Origin of the sequence: Promicromonospora sp. NPDC050262 (assembly GCF_040655935.1) — a bacterium.
GTDB lineage: Bacteria > Actinomycetota > Actinomycetes > Actinomycetales > Cellulomonadaceae > Promicromonospora.
On sequence record NZ_JBFAKX010000028.1, the window covers coordinates 1 to 18,091 of the forward strand.

16 protein-coding genes are annotated in these 18,091 nt (G+C 73.4%); 9 read left to right on the forward strand and 7 right to left on the reverse strand.

The window, feature by feature from the left end; genetic code table 11:
- Positions 1-80 (forward strand): DUF3093 family protein (locus AB0I29_RS25995; RefSeq protein ID WP_357487005.1); only part of this gene is annotated, 80 nt, incomplete at its 5' end.
- A gap of 225 nt (positions 81-305) precedes the next feature.
- Here the strand turns inward: AB0I29_RS25995 and AB0I29_RS26000 are convergent.
- On the reverse strand, positions 306-587 hold the full coding sequence (locus AB0I29_RS26000; RefSeq protein WP_312877184.1) for a WhiB family transcriptional regulator: 282 nt from the start codon (positions 585-587) through the stop codon (positions 306-308).
- Positions 588-745: 158 nt separating this feature from the next.
- On the opposite strand from AB0I29_RS26000, the gene AB0I29_RS26005 reads away from it, so the two are divergent.
- Both AB0I29_RS26005 and AB0I29_RS26010 read left to right on the forward strand, forming a co-directional pair.
- A complete protein-coding gene (locus AB0I29_RS26005) occupies positions 746-2,791 on the forward strand; it encodes a cytochrome c oxidase assembly protein (protein WP_285106562.1) in 2,046 nt (681 codons plus the stop codon).
- A 48-nt stretch (positions 2,792-2,839) separates the two neighbouring features.
- Positions 2,840-5,017 (forward strand): prolyl oligopeptidase family serine peptidase, encoded by a 2,178-nt coding sequence (locus tag AB0I29_RS26010; RefSeq protein WP_357486962.1) that lies wholly within the window; start codon positions 2,840-2,842, stop codon positions 5,015-5,017.
- Between the two features lie 69 nt (positions 5,018-5,086).
- Here AB0I29_RS26010 and AB0I29_RS26015 read toward each other — a convergent pair whose 3' ends face one another.
- Positions 5,087-5,431 carry a hypothetical protein gene (locus tag AB0I29_RS26015; RefSeq protein WP_285106560.1) on the reverse strand — a complete coding sequence of 115 codons (345 nt, stop codon included), beginning with the start codon at positions 5,429-5,431 and terminating at the stop codon, positions 5,087-5,089.
- Between the two features lie 261 nt (positions 5,432-5,692).
- Positions 5,693-6,748: a hypothetical protein gene (locus tag AB0I29_RS26020; protein WP_285106558.1), complete on the reverse strand. Its 1,056-nt coding sequence runs from the start codon at positions 6,746-6,748 to the stop codon at positions 5,693-5,695.
- Positions 6,749-7,006: 258 nt separating this feature from the next.
- On the opposite strand from AB0I29_RS26020, the gene AB0I29_RS26025 reads away from it, so the two are divergent.
- Together AB0I29_RS26025 and AB0I29_RS26030 are read left to right on the forward strand one after the other, a co-directional pair.
- On the forward strand, positions 7,007-7,222 hold the full coding sequence (locus AB0I29_RS26025) for a hypothetical protein (protein WP_285106556.1): 216 nt from the start codon (positions 7,007-7,009) through the stop codon (positions 7,220-7,222).
- Positions 7,223-7,232: 10 nt separating this feature from the next.
- Positions 7,233-9,167, forward strand: coding sequence for an NHL domain-containing thioredoxin family protein (locus AB0I29_RS26030; protein ID WP_357486965.1), 1,935 nt, complete (start codon positions 7,233-7,235; stop codon positions 9,165-9,167).
- A 4-nt stretch (positions 9,168-9,171) separates the two neighbouring features.
- Here AB0I29_RS26030 and AB0I29_RS26035 read toward each other — a convergent pair whose 3' ends face one another.
- Both AB0I29_RS26035 and AB0I29_RS26040 read right to left on the reverse strand, forming a co-directional pair.
- Positions 9,172-9,816, reverse strand: coding sequence for an HAD family hydrolase (locus AB0I29_RS26035; RefSeq protein WP_357486967.1), 645 nt, complete (start codon positions 9,814-9,816; stop codon positions 9,172-9,174).
- Positions 9,817-9,859: 43 nt separating this feature from the next.
- The gene (locus AB0I29_RS26040) at positions 9,860-10,345 is read right to left on the reverse strand and encodes a PTS glucose transporter subunit IIA (protein ID WP_285106550.1); all 486 of its coding nucleotides are present in this window, start codon (positions 10,343-10,345) and stop codon (positions 9,860-9,862) included.
- 132 nt (positions 10,346-10,477) lie between these two features.
- Between AB0I29_RS26040 and ptsP the strand changes: the two genes are divergently transcribed.
- From ptsP to AB0I29_RS26055, 3 genes are all read left to right on the forward strand, one after another.
- Positions 10,478-12,127, forward strand: coding sequence for a phosphoenolpyruvate--protein phosphotransferase (gene ptsP, locus AB0I29_RS26045; RefSeq protein WP_285106548.1), 1,650 nt, complete (start codon positions 10,478-10,480; stop codon positions 12,125-12,127).
- A 58-nt stretch (positions 12,128-12,185) separates the two neighbouring features.
- The gene (locus AB0I29_RS26050; RefSeq protein ID WP_285106546.1) at positions 12,186-13,064 is read left to right on the forward strand and encodes a sugar phosphate isomerase/epimerase; all 879 of its coding nucleotides are present in this window, start codon (positions 12,186-12,188) and stop codon (positions 13,062-13,064) included.
- A 315-nt stretch (positions 13,065-13,379) separates the two neighbouring features.
- Complete coding sequence (locus tag AB0I29_RS26055; RefSeq protein WP_285106544.1) at positions 13,380-14,513, forward strand: magnesium and cobalt transport protein CorA; 1,134 nt, start codon at positions 13,380-13,382, stop codon at positions 14,511-14,513.
- A 52-nt stretch (positions 14,514-14,565) separates the two neighbouring features.
- Here the strand turns inward: AB0I29_RS26055 and AB0I29_RS26060 are convergent, their stop codons facing one another.
- Positions 14,566-15,912 (reverse strand): MFS transporter, encoded by a 1,347-nt coding sequence (locus tag AB0I29_RS26060; RefSeq protein WP_357486970.1) that lies wholly within the window; start codon positions 15,910-15,912, stop codon positions 14,566-14,568.
- Positions 15,913-16,083: 171 nt separating this feature from the next.
- Complete coding sequence (locus AB0I29_RS26065) at positions 16,084-16,695, reverse strand: TetR/AcrR family transcriptional regulator (RefSeq protein ID WP_285106540.1); 612 nt, start codon at positions 16,693-16,695, stop codon at positions 16,084-16,086.
- Between the two features lie 388 nt (positions 16,696-17,083).
- Here AB0I29_RS26065 and AB0I29_RS26070 point away from each other — a divergent pair, with 388 nt between their 5' ends.
- Positions 17,084-18,016, forward strand: coding sequence for a hypothetical protein (locus AB0I29_RS26070; RefSeq protein ID WP_357486972.1), 933 nt, complete (start codon positions 17,084-17,086; stop codon positions 18,014-18,016).
- Positions 18,017-18,091 lie beyond the last annotated feature (75 nt).

An 18,091-nucleotide genomic window follows, 5' to 3' on the forward strand; every position in this document is an offset into this window, starting at 1 on the left:
ACGACCCGGCCGACCCCACCCCCTACTGGCTGGTCTCCACGCGCCGCCCGGAGCTGCTGGTGCAGGCCCTGGCTGACTGAGGTCAGACCCCCAGGTCACCCGGGTGACCTGGGGGTCTGACACGTCTACGGGCTCCTCGGCGGGCCGGGACTCTGGAACGATCCAAGACGTGGGACGGCCGGAGCAGCGCGCCTGTCCGGATCGGTCTGGGCGATCCGCGGTACGGACGGGCGCACTGCTCCGACATTCACGGCAGCCGGACTCGGCCACCGTGCCCCGGGCGACGTCTGGTGCTCACACGGCCGTCACGCCACGCGCATGCCGCCGATCGAGCGCGGGCGTCCACGACGACGCTTGCGGCTGCGTACGGTGCCGTCCACGACGATCTCTCCGCCCCACACGCCCCACGGCTCGCGGCGTGCGAGTGCGCCCGCCAGGCACTGCGCCTTGAGCGGGCAGGCGGCGCAGGCGCGCTTCGCCTCCTCGAGGTCCGCCGGATGCTCCGCGAACCAGAGCTCGGGCTGTTCCGAGCACGGCACGGAGTCGTCGGTCTCGGTGATGATGTTCGCGAGGTCCACACTGGTCACAACGCAGAAGAGGGCTAAAGGGTTGGGTTTGGTGCATAATCCCTCCCAACTTTTCCTGAATTTCTTCGAAAGTCCCGGTGGCGGTATGCCCGCGGTGTGGTCAACGGGACGTCCGCGGGCGGTCAGAACCGCTGCCCGGCGCGCCTAGGCTGGACCGTGTGACACCCACCGACGCCCGGAACGGGACCAGCAGAACCGCCCGGAAGAGCACCGAGAGCGGCCCGACCAGCCCCTCGTGGCTCGGCGTGGCCCTGCCCGTCGCGGGGCTCGTGGCGCTGGCCGCCCTCTTCGCGGCCGGCGCGTTCTCCGGGGCGTTCACCGCGTTCGCCAACTTCGCGGACCCGGGTGTGCTGGTGCGCTGGGGCGTGCCCGTCGCCACCGTGACCACCGAGCTGGCCGTGGCCGTGACCGTCGGCACGCTCGCGCTGGCGGCCTGGGTGCTGCCGCGCGGGCCGCTCGTGGACCGCGCGATCGGGGTCGCGGGCGTGGCCGCCGGAGTGTGGACCGTCGCCGCGCTGGTGCAGCTCGTGCTGCGGTTCTCGTGGTCCACGTACCTGCCCCTGGACTCGCCGACGTTCGGCCCGGCCCTGATGGAGTACGTCTCGACCATACCGGTGGGCCGTACCTACCTGGGGATCGTGATCGTCGCCGCGCTCACCGCCGCCGTCGCGCTCCTCGTGCGGGGCTCGGTCGGCGCCCTGTGCACGATGGCGCTGCCGCTGGTCGCCCTCGGCATGCAGTCGTCCACGGGCCACGCCGCCGGCGCCGCCAGCCACGACCTCGCGATCTCGGCCCTGTTCCTGCACCTGGGCGGCGCCGCCCTCTGGATCGGCGGGCTGGCCGCGATCGTCCTCGTCGGGCTGCGGTACGCCGCGACCGCCGACGTGATCCGGCGGTACTCCGCGATCGCGATCTGGTGCTTCGCCGCCGTCGCCGTCTCCGGCCTGGTCAGTGCCTGGATCCGGATCGGGTCGCTCGACCAGCTCGGCACCGACTACGGCATCCTGATCGTGGTCAAGGCCGTGCTGCTGATCGTGCTGGGCGGCCTGGGCTGGCTGCACCGCAGCACCGTCGTCGCGCGCCTGTCCGCCGGCACCACGAGGAACGCGGCGGTCGGCCTGTTCTGGCGCCTCGCCGCGGTGGAGGTCGGGGTGATGGGCGCGGTGTCCGGCGTGGCGGTCGCCCTCGGCTCCACGGCGCCTCCTGTGCCCGACGACGCGATCACCGACCCGACCCCGGCCGAGATCGTCACCGGCCACCCGCTGCCGCCCGAGCCGACGGCGCTGCGGTGGCTCACCGAGTTCCAGTGGGACGTCATCGTGGCGTTCGCGTGCGCGGCCGCCCTGATCGTGTACGTCCGGTGGGCGCTCCGGCTGCGCAAGCGCGGGGACGCGTGGCCGGTGGGCCGCACCGTCTCCTGGTGCCTGGGGATCGTGGTGCTCTTCTGGGCCACGAACGGCGGCGCGGCCGTCTACGGCCACGTGCTGTTCAGCGCCCACATGGTCCAGCACATGATCCTGGCCATGGTGGTGCCGATCTTCCTCGTGCTGGCCGCGCCGGTCACCCTGCTCGCCCGGGCCGTCCCCTCGCGCAAGGACGACTCCCGCGGGCCTCGCGAGTGGATCCTGCTGCTGGTGCACTCGGCCTGGGGCCGGTTCCTCGCGAACCCGATCGTGGCCGCCGTCCTGTTCGCCGGCGGGATGGTCGTCTTCTACTTCACGCCCCTGTTCGAGCTGGCCCTGACCACCTACGCCGGCCACCTGTGGATGATCCTGCACTTCACGCTCGTCGGATACCTCTTCGCGAACGCGCTGATCGGCGTCGACCCGGGCCCGTCCCGGCCGGGGTACCCGATGCGGCTCGTGCTGCTGTTCGCCACGATGGCCTTCCACGCGTTCTTCGGCGTCACGCTGACGTCGGGCACGGCCCTGCTCGTCCCCGACTGGTTCGGGCTCATGGGCCGCCCATGGGGACCGAGCGCGATCGTGGACCAGCAGAAGGGCGGCGCCGTCGCGTGGGGCATCGGCGAGCTGCCGACCCTGCTGCTCGCCGTCGGCGTCGCGATCTCCTGGACCCGGTCCGACGCGCGCGAGGCCCGGCGCACCGACCGCAAGGCGGAGCGGGACGGCGACGCCGAGCTGGAGGCGTACAACGAGATGCTCGCCAAGAAGGCGGAGCAGGCGGCGCGGCGCGGGGAGGGCTGACGACGTAAATCCGTGCCCGGCCTCGTTCCGGCGTGATAGGACGGCCGCGTGAGCGAATCTCCGCAGACCCCGCAGACCCCGTTCCACGACCTCGACCAGTACGTGGCGATCCCGCGCCTCACCGGCCTCACCGCCAGTCCGGACGGCACCCGGCTCGTCGCCACCCTGCAGACGCTCGACGGCGAGCGCACGGCCTACCGCACCGCCCTCTGGGAGGTGGACCCGGCGGGCGAGGCACCGGCACGGCGGCTGACCCGGTCCGCGAAGGGTGAGTCGTCCGCCGTCTTCACGCGGTCCGGCGACCTCCTGTTCACCTCGGCCCGGCCCGACCCCGACGGCAAGGGCGCCGACGAGCCCCGGTCGGCGCTCTGGCTCCTGCCGGCGGGCGGCGGCGAGGCCCGCGTGATCGCGTCCCCGCAGGGTGGCGTCTCCGGCCCGCTCGTGGCGCGTGACGCCGACACGGTGAGCGTCGGCGCGAGCCTCCTGCCCTCCGCGAAGGACCTGGCACAGGACGCCGGGCTCCGGAAGGCCCGCAAGGACCAGAAGGTCTCGGCGATCCTGCACAGCGGTTACCCGGTGCGGCTCTGGGACCACGACCTGGGCCCGGACGAGGAGCGGCGCCTGGTCGGCGACCTCGCGTCGCTCGTGGACGAGCCCGCGGCCCCGCTGCCGAAGGCCCCGCGTGCCGAGGGAGCCACCCCGGCGGCCGACGAGGAGACGCCGGGCAAGCACCTCCACCTGCGCGACCTCACCGGCGCGGGGCGGCACCTGACGGACCACGCCGCGGACCTGTCCGCCGACGGTACGACCCTCGTCACCACCTGGAACGTGAGCGACCCCGGCGCGGCCGTACGCGGCACCCTGGTCGTGCACGACACCAGCACCGGCGAGCGGCGCGTCCTGGTGGACGACCCGGACGCCGACACCGGCGCCCCGCGCATCTCGCCCGACGGCGCCTGGGTGGCCTACGTGACCGAGTCGATCTCGTCCCCGGACGAGGCGCCCGTGGTCCGGCTCGCCCTGGTGCCGACGGACGGCTCCGCGGAGCCCGTGGTCCTCGCGGACGACTGGGACCGCTGGCCCGGTCGCCCCACCTGGCTCCCGGACGGCAGCGGCCTGCTGGTCCAGGCCGACGACGACGGCCGCGGCCCGGTCTTCCTGCTCACGTTCTCGGGGTCGCTGCCCGGCGCCGACGTGGTCGTCGAGCAGGTGACGTCGGACGATGCCGTCTTCTCGGACCTCTCCGTCACCCCCGACGGCGCGACCCTCTTCGCGCTGCGGAGCTCCTACGCGGCTCCCGCCGAGCCGGTCCGCGTCGACCTGGCGGCGTTCGCCGCGTCGGGTGCCGCGGGGGAGCGGACGCCGGTCGCGGCGACCCTCCTGCGCTCGCCCGTGCCGGCCCCGGCCCTGCCGGGCACGCTGACGGAGGTCGAGACCACCGCCGAGGACGGCACGCGCGTGCGCGCCTGGCTCGCGCTGCCCACCGACGTCGGCCCGGAGGCCAAGGCCCCGCTCCTGCTGTGGATCCACGGCGGCCCGCTGGGCTCGTGGAACGCGTGGAGCTGGCGCTGGAACCCCTGGCTGATGGTCGCCCAGGGCTACGCCGTGCTGCTGCCGGACCCCGCGCTGTCGACCGGGTACGGCCAGGAGTTCGTGCAGCGCGGCTGGGGTGCCTGGGGCAGGGCGCCGTTCACGGACCTGATGGCGATCACCGACGCCGCAGAGGCGCTGCCCGAGATCGACGAGACCCGCACGGCCGCGATGGGAGGCTCGTTCGGCGGGTACATGGCCAACTGGGTGGCCGGGCACACCGACCGGTTCCAGGCCGTCGTGACGCACGCGAGCCTGTGGGCGCTGGACCAGTTCGGCCCCACCACGGACGCCTCGTTCTACTGGGCGCGCGAGATGACGCCGGAGATGGCTCTGGAGAACAGCCCGCACCTGGCGGTGGGTGACATCCGGACCCCGATGCTCGTGATCCACGGGGACAAGGACTACCGGGTCCCGGTGGGCGAGGGCCTGCGCCTGTGGTTCGAGCTGCTCACGAAGTCGGGCCTCCCGGCGTCCGACGACGGCGAGACCGTGCACCGGTTCCTGTACTACCCGGACGAGAACCACTGGATCCTGACCCCGCAGAACGCCAAGGTCTGGTACCAGGTGGTGTCCGCCTTCCTCGCCGAGCGGGTGCTCGGCGAGACGCCCGAGCTGCCGGCGACGCTCGGCTGACCGAACGTTGCGCCGGGGTGGAGCGGGTGATGTGTCCGCTCTGCTCCGGCGCCGGGCCGGCTCCGGGCGTCAGCCCGCCCGAACGGCGCCCACGACGCGCACGCGCACCGCGACGTCGTCGATCTCCTCGGGGATCTTGTCCACGAGACGGGCGTCCGTCACGTTGACCTGCAGCACCCAGCTACCGCCGGGTCCTGCCACCTGTTCGACCAGCTCGTCCTCGGAGAGCACTTCGACCGGCGACCTGCCGGACGTGCCGGGCTGCGCTTGCTTTCGAGCGAGATTCTCACGTGGTGGCTGGCCGATTGACGCCGTGAACTCTGGGGCGACGCCAACCCCGATCACACCGTCGAGCCCGGCGACGTTTTTCCGCAATGCGGCTTTTGCCGACCGAGCCTCGTCGAGTGTTGCCATCCCGATCACCTCCTGGTCATCCATTGTGTCCCCCGTGTCTACCCCCTTCCACCGGGGCCGGAAGGGGTCGTGGGGCACACCGGGGCACCCTGGGCAGCGCCGCAGGTCAGCAGGGTTGCAGGCCGCGACGCGCCGTGCGGACACGCCCATCGCCCCGGCCGCCGAACGCGACACGCCCGACGGGGGAAACGCTGGTGCGCATGCCGAACATCACCCGAGACGCCCGGGCTCGTCCGGGGTGGATGCGGGCCGTCGCGGACCTCATGCGAACGGATGCGCCTGCTCCCTCGCCAGCTCCACGCCCAGTATCTCAAGGACCTGGTCGATCGGGTTGGCGTAGGTGAGTCCCTTGCCGCTGCGCCCGCCGGACTCCGACCCGGCGAAGAGCAGACCGACGGCCACGCCGTCCTCCCGGTAGACGAGCGCGCCCGAGTCCCCGCCGCGGGAGAACGGCCCGTCGTCGAGGCTCTCGATCTCGATCTGGTCGTCGAAGTTGAGGGCGCCGAGGTCCTCGTAGCCGACGACGACGTCGTCGAGCTCGATGGCCGTGACGCGCCCGCGCGTGGTCGCCGTCGTGCGGCCCACCTTGCCGACGATCTCACCGCCCAGGGCGCGGGCGGTCTTGACCACGCGCCCCACGGGGTAGTCGAAGCTGACCGGGACCCGGTCGAGGCGCGCGATCGCGGCGTCCGTGTACGACGGTTCGGTCGAGTCCAGGTCCACCACCTGCGTGAGCTCGCCGATCCGGTCTCCGGGCGCCAGCCCGCCGTCCGCCGGCCCCGGCTGCAGGACGACGTCGCCGGGCCGCGCCTCCGGGGACCCGGCCAGCACGTGGTAGTTCGACAGCGCGTACAGGTGGCCGTCGCCGGGCACGGCGCGGGTCACGAAGGCACCGAGCGTGCCCGCCGTGACGCCCACGTGGCCGATGGAGATGCCGGGCCGCAGCGGACGCCGCCGGTCGGTGTCGCCGTCCGCCTGCGACGTCGGCGCGGGCGGACGTGGGCCGAGCTCGCTCACCGGGCGGATGCGGCCGGTGCGGCGGACGTCGGCCGTGGGCCCGATCTCTGCCGAGACCTTGCGCACGATCGAGCGGGCCCGGGGTATCCCGAGCCGGTAGCGGACCGCGATGCCGAACTCGCCGTCCCCCTGCGGCACCAGGCCGAGCGCCAGGGTGGGCGCCCGCACGGCGTCCGCGGCGTCGGCCTCCGTCCGCGCACCCGGCGACCGCGGTGTCGCCACGGCCCCGTGCTTCTCGGCTAGCTCTCGGGCGAAGGCTGTGAGCTGCTCCTTCATCTTCCTGGCCTGGTCGCGGTCCATGCCCTGATCCTCTCCTCACCCACCAACACGACACGGCAGCAAGATGGCGACACGCCGATCTGCCCAGGAAAGTCATCCGATAGACGGATATCGCCCTGCCAGGTTTGCGCGGTACGTTCCTCTGCTACACCCAACCATGGCCGGGTGAAAGCCAGGAAGCCCCGAGGTGTCACAAAAGATCCTCGACAGCCTCTTGAAACGTTGGCGGCGCCCGCACCGGACGCCGAAGGACACGAAACGGCGAGAATGATCGGGACGATGGACGAGACGCGGAGCGCGCGGGTGACCCGCGCCGACGTGCGGGAGGCCCTCATGTGGGCCCTCGAGCGGGACCGCGCTGCCCTGCTCGCGCACCGTGCTGCCGTGCACTCCAGCAAGAGCGAGCTCACCCGCCGCCGGGCCGACAAGGCGCTGGTCGAGCAGTGGCGTGCCCGCAGGGCGGACGGCGGCAAGGACGCCTCGCCCCGGGAGTGACAATGGGCGGGTGAGCACCACCGTCCAGAACTTTCCCCGGGTCCGTGCGTCCGAGCTCGTCGGGCGCGGCTGGCTGAACACCGGAGGCCGTACCGTCACGCTCTCCGAGCTGCGCGGCAAGGTCGTGGTGCTCGACTTCTGGACCTTCTGCTGCATCAACTGCCTGCACGTCCTGGACGAGCTGCGCGAGGTCGAGGAGCGGCACCGCGACGAGCTCGTGATCATCGGGGTGCACTCACCGAAGTTCGAGCACGAGGCCGACCCCGACGCGCTCGCGGCCGCCGTCGAGCGGTACGAGGTGCGGCACCCTGTGCTCGACGACCCCGAGCTGGTCACCTGGGGCGCGTACACCGCGCGGGCCTGGCCCACGCTCGTGGTCATCGACCCCGAGGGCTACATCGTGGCGCAGATGGCGGGGGAGGGGCACGGCTCCGCGATCGCGGCGCTGGTGGACGACCTGGTGGCCGAGCACGCGCTGAAGGGCACCCTGCACCGTGGCTCGGGCCCGTACGTGCCGCCCGCCCCCGCGTCGGGCACGCTGCGGTTCCCCGCCAAGGCGCTCGCCCTGCCGAACGGCAACCTCCTGGTCGCGGACGCCGGGCACCACTCCCTCGCGGAGCTCGCGCAGGACGGCGAGACCCTCGTGCGGCGCATCGGGTCGGGCGAGCGCGGCCTCGTGGACGGCGGCCCCGACGAGGCGCGGTTCTCGGAGCCGAACGGGCTGTGCCTGGTGCCGGAGGACCTGCGGTCGTCGCTCGGGTACGACGTCGTCGTCGCCGACACGGTCAACCACGCGCTGCGCGGCGTGCGGCTGTCCGACGGCGCCGTGCACACCGTCGCGGGCACCGGCCAGCAGTTCATGGTGGGTGGCCAGGAGAACGTGGCCGGCACCGTCGGCGCGTTCGACGCCGAGGACGCGTACGACGCGCTGAGCGTCCGGCTCTCCTCGCCGTGGGACGTGGAGTGGTCCGCCGAGCGCGGCGTGTTCGTCGTCGCGATGGCCGGGAACCACACCCTGTGGGACTTCCACCCCGGCCCGCACCTCGACCAGGTCTCGCTGCTCGCGGGCACCATGAACGAGGGCCTGGAGGACGGCCCGGGCGAGGGTGCCTGGTTCGCACAGCCCTCGGGCCTCGCGGCGGCGCCCGACGGCGTGCTCTGGCTCGCCGACGCCGAGACGTCCGCCCTGCGCCGCGTGGTGCCGGTGAGCGAGACCGAGGTGACCCTCGAGACCGCCGTCGGGCAGGGCCTGTTCGACTTCGGGCACCGTGACGGCGCGGCCGGCCAGGCCCTGCTGCAGCACCCGCTCGGGGTGGCGGTGCTGCCGGACGGCAGCGTCGTCGTCGCCGACACGTACAACGGGGCGGTGCGCCGGTACGACCCGGCCTCGGGCGAGGTGACGACCCTCGCGAAGGACCTGGCCGAGCCGTCCGACGTGCTCGTCGAGGTAGCGGACGACGCCGTGCACCTGCTCGTGGTGGAGTCGGCGGCGCACCGGCTCACGCGGGTGGCGCTCCCGGCGGGCCTCGCGGGCGAGGTGCTCGACGGCGGCGCGCACAAGGTCGCCCGGCCCGCCGCCGACGTGGCCGCGGGTGCGCTCCGGCTCGACGTGCCGTTCGCGCCCGCTCCGGGGCAGAAGCTCGACGACCGCTGGGGCCCGTCGACGTCGCTCCAGGTCAGCGCGACCCCGCCGGAGCTGCTGCTGTCGGGGGCCGGGAACGGGACGGACCTGTTCCGTGACCTGGTGATCAACCCCGAGGTGACCGAGGGCGTGCTGCACGTGACCGCGAAGGCGGCGTCGTGCGACCAGGTGCCGCTGCTGCCGAACGGCGAGCCGGACCCCGACGTCTTCCCCGCCTGTCACCTGGCCCAGCAGGACTGGGGCGTGCCGGTGCGCGTGGCCCCGGACGGCACCGCGGAGCTGACCCTGCCGCTGCGCGGCTGACAGGTCAGCCCGCCAGCACCGCCGGCAGCTCGGTCAGCGAGTCGATCACGGTCGTGCGCGCCGCCTCGGGGCGCAGCGCGTGCAGGTATCCCCACGGTCCGCGGCGGAGCAGGACGGGTCGCATCCCGGCGTCGGCAGCGGGGAGCACGTCGTTGTCCAGCCGGTCGCCCACATAGGCGATCTCCGACGGCGCGACCCCCGACAGCTCCGCGACCCGGGCGAAGAACTCCGGCTCAGGCTTCTGCACGCCCCACTCGTCGGAGGTGCGGATCGCGCTCGCCGGCAGGTGCATCGCCTCCAGGGCGGCGCGCGCCTCGGGCGGCTGGTTCCCCGCGATGACGACGTCGAAGCCGGCCTCGCGCAGGGCTGCCAGCGCGGGGCGGACGTCGGGGTAGAGGTCGTCGGCGTCGAACCCCGTGCGCAGCCCGTCCGGGTCGTCCAGCGCCCAGGCGGCGGCCTCGGCCTGGTAGTCCAGCCCGGGTCGCAGCAGCTCGAAGGCCTCCCGGTGCGAGAGGTCGAGGGCGGCGCAGCCGCCGAGCACGCCCAGGAACGTGAGCGGCGGGACCCCGAGCCGCTCGGCCCACCGGAGCCAGATCCGGGACTCGTCGATCAGAGTCTCGCCGACGTCGAACACCACGGTGCGCACCATGCCCCCGACCCTAGGACACGCGCGGAGGTGCGGGGCTGGCGGGTCACGCCAGGCGGAACAGCGGGTCGCCAGCCCGGACGACGGCGCCCGGCCGGACCAGCTCGTCGAGCGCCCCGGTACCCAGGTCCAGGGCGACGACGGGCACGAGGGGCGACCGGCCCCCGTCGGCCACCGTGGCGGGGGACCACGCGACGAGCTCCTGGCCCGCCGCGACGGTGTCGCCCTCCTCGACCAGCAGGGTGAAGCCCTCGCCCCCCAGCTGGACGGTGTCGATGCCGAGGTGCACCAGGACGCCCCGGCCCCCGGCGGGCTCTGCGCCCCCGGAGGGTGCCAGCAGCACGAAGGCGTGCGGGTGCAGCTTGACCACGACGCCGGCGCACGGCGCCACGACGCGCCCGCCGGTCTCGGGGTCGGGCTCGACCGCGAGGCCCGGCCCGACGATGCTCTCGGCGAAGACGGGATCCGGCACGTCGCGCATGGCGACCACCCGTCCGGCGACGGGAGATCCGACGTTCAGGGCCTCGGCCATGCGGTCATCTTGTCAGACCGCCGCACCGGGCGATCGTCGGATCGCCGCACCGGGCGACCGGGTCTCGCTCGGCCCGTCGGTCGCGTGTAACGTTCCGAGGACACTCGACGACGAGCCCGAGGGAGCGTACGGATGACGAGCGAGAGGCTCACGGGAGTCCCGGCGAGCCCGGGCCGGGCGGTGGGGACCGTGGTCCGGATGCCGGCCCGGGTGCCCGAGCCGAGCACGAGCCGCCTGTCGGGTTCCGCGGACGACGCCGTCCGTGCCGTCGAGGACGCCGCAGCCCAGGTCGAGGCCGATCTCGCAGAGCGCGCGGGCCGGGCGTCGGGCACCGCGGCCGACGTGCTCGCGGTCACCGCGGCGATGGCCGCCGACCCGACCCTCGCCGCCGCCGCCGCCCGCCGCGTCCGCGACGACCACCTCACGCCGGAACGCGCCGTCTGGGACGCCGCCGGGGCGGTGGCCACGCAGCTCGAGTCGCTCGGTCCGCCCCTGTCGGAGCGCGCCCGGGACGTGCGCGACGTGCGCGACCGCATCGTCGCCGCGCTCACCGGTGCGGCCCCGCCCGGCGTGCCCGACCCGGGGCACCCGTTCGTGCTCGTCGCGAGCGACCTTGCCCCCGCCGACACCGCGATGCTCGACCCCGCCGTGGTCACGGCGATCGTCACGGCGCGCGGCGGCCCCACCTCGCACATGGCCATCCTGGCGCGTGCCCTGGGCATCCCGGCTGTCGTCGCGCTGCCCGGGGCGAACGAGCTGGCCGACGGTGAGGAGCTCGTGGTCGACGGCACGCTCGGCACGGTCCTGCGCGGCCCGTCCGCCGACGACGTCGCCGGCGCCCGGCGCCGGGTCACCGCAGCCACGTTCGACGGCCGGGGCGTGACCCGCGACGGGTCCGAGGTGGAGCTCGTGGCGAACGTCGCCGACCCGGCGGCGGCGGAGGCGGCCGCGGCCGCGGGTGCGCGCGGCGTCGGCCTGTTCCGTACCGAGTTCTGCTTCCTGGGCCGGGGCGAGGAGCCCAGCGTCGAGGAGCAGGTGACCGCCTACCGGGCGGTGCTGTCCCACTTCCCGGGCCGTCGGGTGGTGGTCCGCACGCTCGACGCGGGCGCCGACAAGCCCCTGCGGTTCCTCACGCCGGACCACGAGGACAACCCGGCGCTCGGCGTCCGTGGCCTGCGCACCGCGGTCGCGCACCCGGACGTGCTGGACCGGCAGCTCGACGCGATCGCCCGGGCAGCCGCCGCGGAGACCGCCGAGGTCTGGGTGATGGCGCCGATGGTCGCGACCGTGGACGAGTCCCGCGACTTCGCGGCGGCGTGCGCGGCGCACGGCCTGGAGCAGCCGGGGATCATGATCGAGACGCCGGCCGCCGCGCTGCAGGCACGGCACCTGCTGGCGGAGGTGGCGTTCGCGAGCCTGGGCACCAACGACCTCACGCAGTACACGATGGCCGCCGACCGGGACCTGGCCGGGGTGGCCGTCCTGTCGACGCCGTGGCAGCCCGCCGTCCTCGAGCTCGTCCGGGTGGCGAGCGAGGGCGGGGCGTTGCATGGTGCTCCGGTGGGGGTGTGCGGCGAGGCCGCGGCCGATCCCCTGCTCGCGCCCGTCCTGGTGGGGCTGGGCGTAACGTCGTTGTCCATGACACCTCGTGCCCTGGCGGACGTCGCAGGTACCCTCGCAACCGTGTCCCGTGACGAGTGCGTGGAGCTCGCACGGGACGTCCTCGAGTGCTCGACCGCCCAGGCGGCGCGCGACCTGGCGCGGGAACGTCTCCTCACGTGAACCTCATCTGAACCCCTCGGTCACATCTCAGTTACGAAGGCGCTCTAAGGTGGCCCGCATGCCCGAACCGATCCGGACCGAACCGCAGGAGCCGGCCGCACCCGATGTGCAGGTCACGCTCTCGACGGCGTCGGTCTTCCCTCGCCGTGTGCCGCTGGCCTTCGAGGCCGCGGCCGAGCTCGGCTACGACGGCATCGAGGTGATGATCTGGTCCGAGGAGGTCACCCAGAACCCGCGCTCGCTCGCGAAGCTGTCCGCCGACAACGGCATGCCGGTGCGCTCGGTGCACGCGCCGACGCTCCTCGTCAGCCAGCGGGTCTGGGGCCGGTCCCCGGACGCGAAGCTGGAGCGGACCACGGAGATGGCGCTGGAGCTCGGCGCCGGCACGGTGGTGGTGCACCCGCCGTTCCGCTGGCAGTACAAGTACGCGCGGCAGTTCCAGGACCAGGTCCGCGAGCTGAGCGAGACCACCGGCGTCACGATCGCCGTCGAGAACATGTACCCCTGGCGGGGCGGACGGCGCGAGTTCCAGGCCTACCTGCCCGGCTGGGACCCCGCCGAGCACGACTACGACGCCGTGACCCTCGACCTGTCGCACGCGAGCGTGGCCCAGCAGGACGCGCTCACGCTGCTGCACACCTTCGGTGACCGGCTGCGGCACGTGCACCTCGCCGACGGCAACCACGGCGCGCGGGACGAGCACCTGGTCCCCGGCCGCGGCAGCATGCGCGCCGAGAAGGTGCTGGAGGAGCTGGTGGCGCGCCGCTGGAGCGGCGACGTCTGCGTGGAGATCTCGACCCGGGCGGCGCGTACGGCCGCCGAGCGGCACGACGACCTGGCCGCCTCGCTGCAGTTCGCACGGGCCTACCTCTCGCCCACCCCGCACGAGTTCCACACGCCGCCGGGGGCGCACCACCGGCCCCATGACGCGTGGTGACGGCTTTCTGTGACCTTGCTCTCGAACTGTTTCGATCCTGAGGGAGGACGGGGCTAGACTGGCCTCCGTCGAGCAGGTACTGGTGCGGCGGACCGCCGCAGGACGAAGGAGGTGGCGCGCATGACCCGTAGCGAGCCTCCGAGTAGTCCGAACCGCAGCTGAGCTGACGGTTCCCCTGCCCGCGGGTCCGCGGGTTCTCGCGCGCCGGTGCGCTCCGCCCCCTGCCGGGGCGTGAGGTCCACCGGTCGTCCGGCCGTCCGCTGCTGCGGTGTGCGTTCGCAGTCCTTTTCCTGCGCTCGACCCCAGGAGTTCCCCATGGCCACGTTCCTGCCCTCCCGTCCTGCCCGTCCCCTGCTGGGCGCGCTCCGCCAGCGCCGCACCGTCGGCGTGCCCGACGTCGCCCCGCGCCCCGTCGCGCCCGAGCCGCGTTCGGCGGTGGTCGCCGCCGCGATCTACGACGACGGCGTCCGCACCGCCGGCTACGACAACCTCGCCGAGACCTTCAGCGCGCTCCGGTCCCGCCCCGGCGGCATGGCCTGGATCGGGCTGGAGCGTCCCGAGGAGACCGAGCTGACCTCGCTCGCGCGCGAGTTCGACCTGCACCCGCTCGCGATCGAGGACGCCATCCAGGCGCACCAGCGCCCCAAGATCGAGCGCTACGGCGACACCCTGTTCGTCGTGCTGCGCGCCGCCCGCTACCTGGACGACGCCGAGGAGGTCGAGTTCGGCGAGCTGCACGTGTTCGTGGGCCCCGACTTCGTGGTGACCGTGCGGCACGGCGCCTCGCCCGACCTCGCCGCGGTGCGCACGCGGCTGGAGGCGGACCCCGAGATGCTCGCCCGCGGCCCCGAGGCCGTGCTCTACGCCATCCTCGACAGCGTCGTGGACGGGTACGCGCCGGTCGTCGCCGGGCTGGACCACGACATCGACGAGATCGAGTCGGACGTCTGGGGCGGTGCTCCCGACGTGTCGCGGCGCGTCTACGAGCTGTCCCGCGAGGTGCTCGACTTCCAGCGGGCGGTGCGGCCGGAGCAGGCGCTGTGCGCCTCGCTCGCCAAGGGCGCCGACAAGTACGGCGTGGACCCGGAGCTGCAGGCCTACCTGCGCGACGTCGCGGACCACCTCACCGAGGCCGCCGACCGGATCGAGGTCTTCCGGGCCGCGCTGCGCGACATCCTCACCGTGGCCGCGACGCTGGTCGCGCAGCGGCAGAACGAGGAGATGAAGCACCTCTCGGAGGTGAGCATCCGGCAGGGCGAGGAGGTCAAGAAGATCTCCGGCTGGGCGGCCATCCTGTTCGCCCCGACCCTCGTGGGCACGGTCTACGGCATGAACTTCGACACCATGCCGGAGCTCGGCTGGGCGTGGGGGTACCCGGCGGCGCTGGTCGCGATGCTCGCCGTGAGCGTGGGCCTGTTCGGCGTCTTCCGCTGGAAGCGCTGGATCTGACCGGCCGCGCGGGGGCCGGGCCCACGGGCCCGGCCGCGGCCCGTCGCCGGGCTCAGGCGGGGTCGAGGGTCTCCGGGTCGGGCAGGCCGGCGATGTACCGGTGCCCGACGGCGGCGACGACCAGGCCGGCCGTCGCCCCCACGAGCAGCGGGGTGCTGTAGCCCGAACGGGCCAGCAGGCCGCCGACGAGCGAGCCGAGCGGCATCGCGCCCCACAGCGCGGTGCGCCAGGTGCCGTGCACCCGGCCGAGCAGGTGGTTCGGCACCGCGGCCTGACGCAGGGACATGACCAGCACGTTCCACGTCGTCGTGCAGCCGAACGAGACGAAGATCGCGACCGCGCCCACCCAGACCAGGGGGAACGCGCCGGCCAGGAACCAGGCCCCGAGCCCGACGGCGTTCGCGACCGCCATCACCGGCCCCGTCCGGAAGCGTGCCTTGAGCCGGTTCGTGGTGGCCGCGGCGGTGAGGGCGCCCAGGGCGCCGGCCAGCATGAAGGTGCCGAACCAGGCCTCGGGCACATCGAGTCGTTCCAGGACGAACAGCACCAGCGTGGATGTGATGGCGGCGTGACAGATGCCGATGAGCACGCTCACGATCCACAGCGGCCGCAGCATCGCGCTGCCCCAGATGAACCGGAGTCCCGCGACGAGCTCGGCCCGCCAACCCGGGGTGGGTTCGGGCTCGTCGCCCTGGCCCGGCTCGGCCGTCGTCGGCTCGGCGCCCGGCTCGACCGCCGTCGGCCCGGCAACCGGCTCGGCGCGGCGCCGCCGCGCGGCGATCCCGGAGGCGACGGAGGGCAGCGCCAGCGCCAGCCCGCCGGCCACGGCGTACGCGGCGGCGTTCAGCCCCAGCGCCCAGGCCGCGGAGAACGCGAGCAACCAGGACGTGAGCGGCTGGGAGAGGAACTGCTGCACCACGATCTCGGTGGCCTCGATGCGCGAGTTCGCGCGGGGTAGGTCCCCCCGGCCCACGAGGGACGGGACCACGGCGCGGATGGCGCCGTCGTACACCGTCTCCAGCACGCCGTACAGGAGCACGACCAGCAGCAGCCACCAGATGGTGAGCGCGCCCGTGAGGTGCAGGGCGAGGAGGCCGCCGGCCACGAGGGCGCGGACCCCGCCCGCCAGCGCGAGGGCGAGCCGGCGGTCGATCCGGTCCACGAGCACGCCGGCCGGGATGGCGAACAGGAGCCAGGGCAGCAGTGCGGCGACCGCGACGAGCGACACGAGCAGCGGGTCATCGGTGAGCTGCACGGCCAGCAGCGGCGCGGCGACGCGCGCGATGCCGTCACCCAGGCTGGAGCTGAGGTTGGCGGCGACGACCCGGGTGAACGCACCGCCGAGCGGCGCCGGCCGCATCGCGGGCGCGGGCTCGGAGTTCACGGCGGTGGAGGACACGCGCCAGAGGCTACCGCGTCGGCGGCGGGGGTTTTCACCCGATCTTCCGACGGTGAAGGTTCTGCTCAGGCTCTGCTTGTCGGCCGCCTGGGCCTGCGGTTCCGCTCCGGGCGCGTGCCTCGTTCCTCGGCCCGCACCCTGCGCTGCACCTCCGGCTCAGGCTCTGCCCGCTCAGGCGGGGACGCGCTCCGGCACCCGCGCCCCGACCGCGCGGAGCACGAACGACTCGGCCGCGCGGATCGTGCGCTCGCGGGCCACGGGTTCGTCCGGGATGAGGCGCCCCGACAGGCAGGCGTTGACGAGGTGCACGGTGGGCTCGATGTCCTGGGGCGGGAACGTCCCCGCCTCGATCCCCGCGGTGAGGATCCGGCGCAGGATCGCCTCCACGATGTCGGCGTGCTCCCGCAGGCGCTGCTGCGTGGCGCGGGACAGGACCGTCCGCAGGTCCGGGCCGGGGGCGAGGTGGAAGACGCGGGTGAGCTGAGCCTGCTGGCGGATGTAGGTACGCAGCTGTTCCACGGGATCGCTCACGCCGTCCAGCGCCCGCTCCAGCGTGTGGGCGTACTGCTCCGTCTCGTGCGTGATGAACCCGAGGAGCAGCGCTTCCTTGTCGTGGAAGTGGTTGTAGACAGCGGTGCGGCCGACGTTCGCTGCTGCGGCGATGTCGGCCAGCGTGATGGTGTCGAACCCGCGCTCCGCCATGAGGGTGGACAGAGCGGTGAACAGCTTGTGCCTCGTCATCTGGCGGTGCTCGTGCAGGCTCTTGCCGATGATCTTGGGCATGCTGACATCATATGCCCGCGTCGTCAGTAACTGGAACGCGGGATCGGCGGCGTGCGGAGGCCGCATGCGCTTTCATCGGACAGATAGCGTTAAGTTCGGATAGATCCTGTTTGTGTGGTGCGGTGAGATCACCTTCATGCATTTGCACTGAGACTCAGTCGCCCAGAAATGCCGAAGGGATGCCCGTGACGGTGCGGTTGAAATACGCCGTCCCGTGCGCCTAATGACGTGAGCCCTTCGTCACGAGCGTGTTTCCTCTCTGTAACATGCCCGCATCATGGGCGAAAGTGCTCGGCAGTAAGGTGCCCGCATGACATTTCTGGCGGGCGTGATTCCTGCGGAACACGCCTCGGGTCACATTCTGATCCTGCCCAGTACGAATGGCCCCGTGGCGGTCAGCGAGCTCGCCGCCGCATGGTTCTCGGAGATCACCTGGCTCCGAGAACCGTCCCGCGCCTCGGGCACGCGGCGCATGGCCGGGTCCCGGTTCCGGGGCATGGCGCAGCCCGACTCGCTCGTTCCTGGTGTCATGCGTCTGGGGGAGGCGCACGTCGCGACCGGCCCCTTCGAGGTGGGCGAGGCGCACCTCGCCGAGCTGTCGATCCCCGCCGCCAAGGCGGAGGCGTACTCCATCGCGCGCAGCGACGGCCTGCGCGACGTGCGCGGCGCCGCCCCGACGTCGTACGACGACCGGGACGGGATCGCCCGCGCCTTCCCGCACGCGCTCCCGCAGGGCGAGGAGCTGCGCATCGTGCAGTGGATGGTCGCGGCGGCGCGCAAGACCGCCGGTGGTGTGCTCGCCGACGGCCGGCAGCCGCTGGTCCCCGACCCCGCGGCCTCGGTCAACCTGTCGCTCTACTCCGCGCACGCGCTGCGGCCCGTGGACGTGCTGCCCATGCTCCGGTCGTTCATCGCCACCGCCGACGTGACCGCCGAGCAGGTCACACCGGACGGGTCCCCGCGCTACACGCTCGCGGGCAGCACCGCGTACGACGGCTCGATCGTGGTCGACGTCGAGCGCGTCGACCGGGTGCCGCGCGCCCTCGGGGCGCTGGACTGGCGCAGCTACGGACCGTTCGCCTACCGCCTGACCTGGATGCCGGCCGACCCCTACGAGCTGGAGCTCGAGCACGGGTCGGGGCTGCACGTCATCGCCCGGGCGCGCATGCGCGTCTCGCTGGCCCGCCTCGCCGTGTCCCTGCACGGCCGCATCGCCGGCATCCTCGTGGACGACGGCGGCTTCATCGCCACCCCCGAAGAGCTGGACGGGCGCAACGACTCGGCCACGGGCGGCGCTCCGGGATCTCGCGCCTGGGTCTGATGGAATTGGTTATCCACAGATTTGGTCCACAGCCCTGTGTGTTGTGTGGGAAATCCAGGGCTCTTCCTGTGGATA

Coding starts and splice junctions, on each gene's coding strand:
- AB0I29_RS26065 (WP_285106540.1), bottom strand. CDS start 16,695: ATGCCCAAGATCATCGGCAAGAGCCTGCACGAGCACCGCCAGATGACG.
- AB0I29_RS26055 (WP_285106544.1), top strand. CDS start 13,380: ATGGCCACGTTCCTGCCCTCCCGTCCTGCCCGTCCCCTGCTGGGCGCG.
- AB0I29_RS26035 (WP_357486967.1), bottom strand. CDS start 9,816: ATGGTGCGCACCGTGGTGTTCGACGTCGGCGAGACTCTGATCGACGAG.
- AB0I29_RS26040 (WP_285106550.1), bottom strand. CDS start 10,345: ATGGCCGAGGCCCTGAACGTCGGATCTCCCGTCGCCGGACGGGTGGTC.
- AB0I29_RS26020 (WP_285106558.1), bottom strand. CDS start 6,748: ATGGACCGCGACCAGGCCAGGAAGATGAAGGAGCAGCTCACAGCCTTC.
- AB0I29_RS26050 (WP_285106546.1), top strand. CDS start 12,186: ATGCCCGAACCGATCCGGACCGAACCGCAGGAGCCGGCCGCACCCGAT.
- ptsP (WP_285106548.1), top strand. CDS start 10,478: ATGACGAGCGAGAGGCTCACGGGAGTCCCGGCGAGCCCGGGCCGGGCG.
- AB0I29_RS26025 (WP_285106556.1), top strand. CDS start 7,007: ATGGACGAGACGCGGAGCGCGCGGGTGACCCGCGCCGACGTGCGGGAG.
- AB0I29_RS26015 (WP_285106560.1), bottom strand. CDS start 5,431: ATGGCAACACTCGACGAGGCTCGGTCGGCAAAAGCCGCATTGCGGAAA.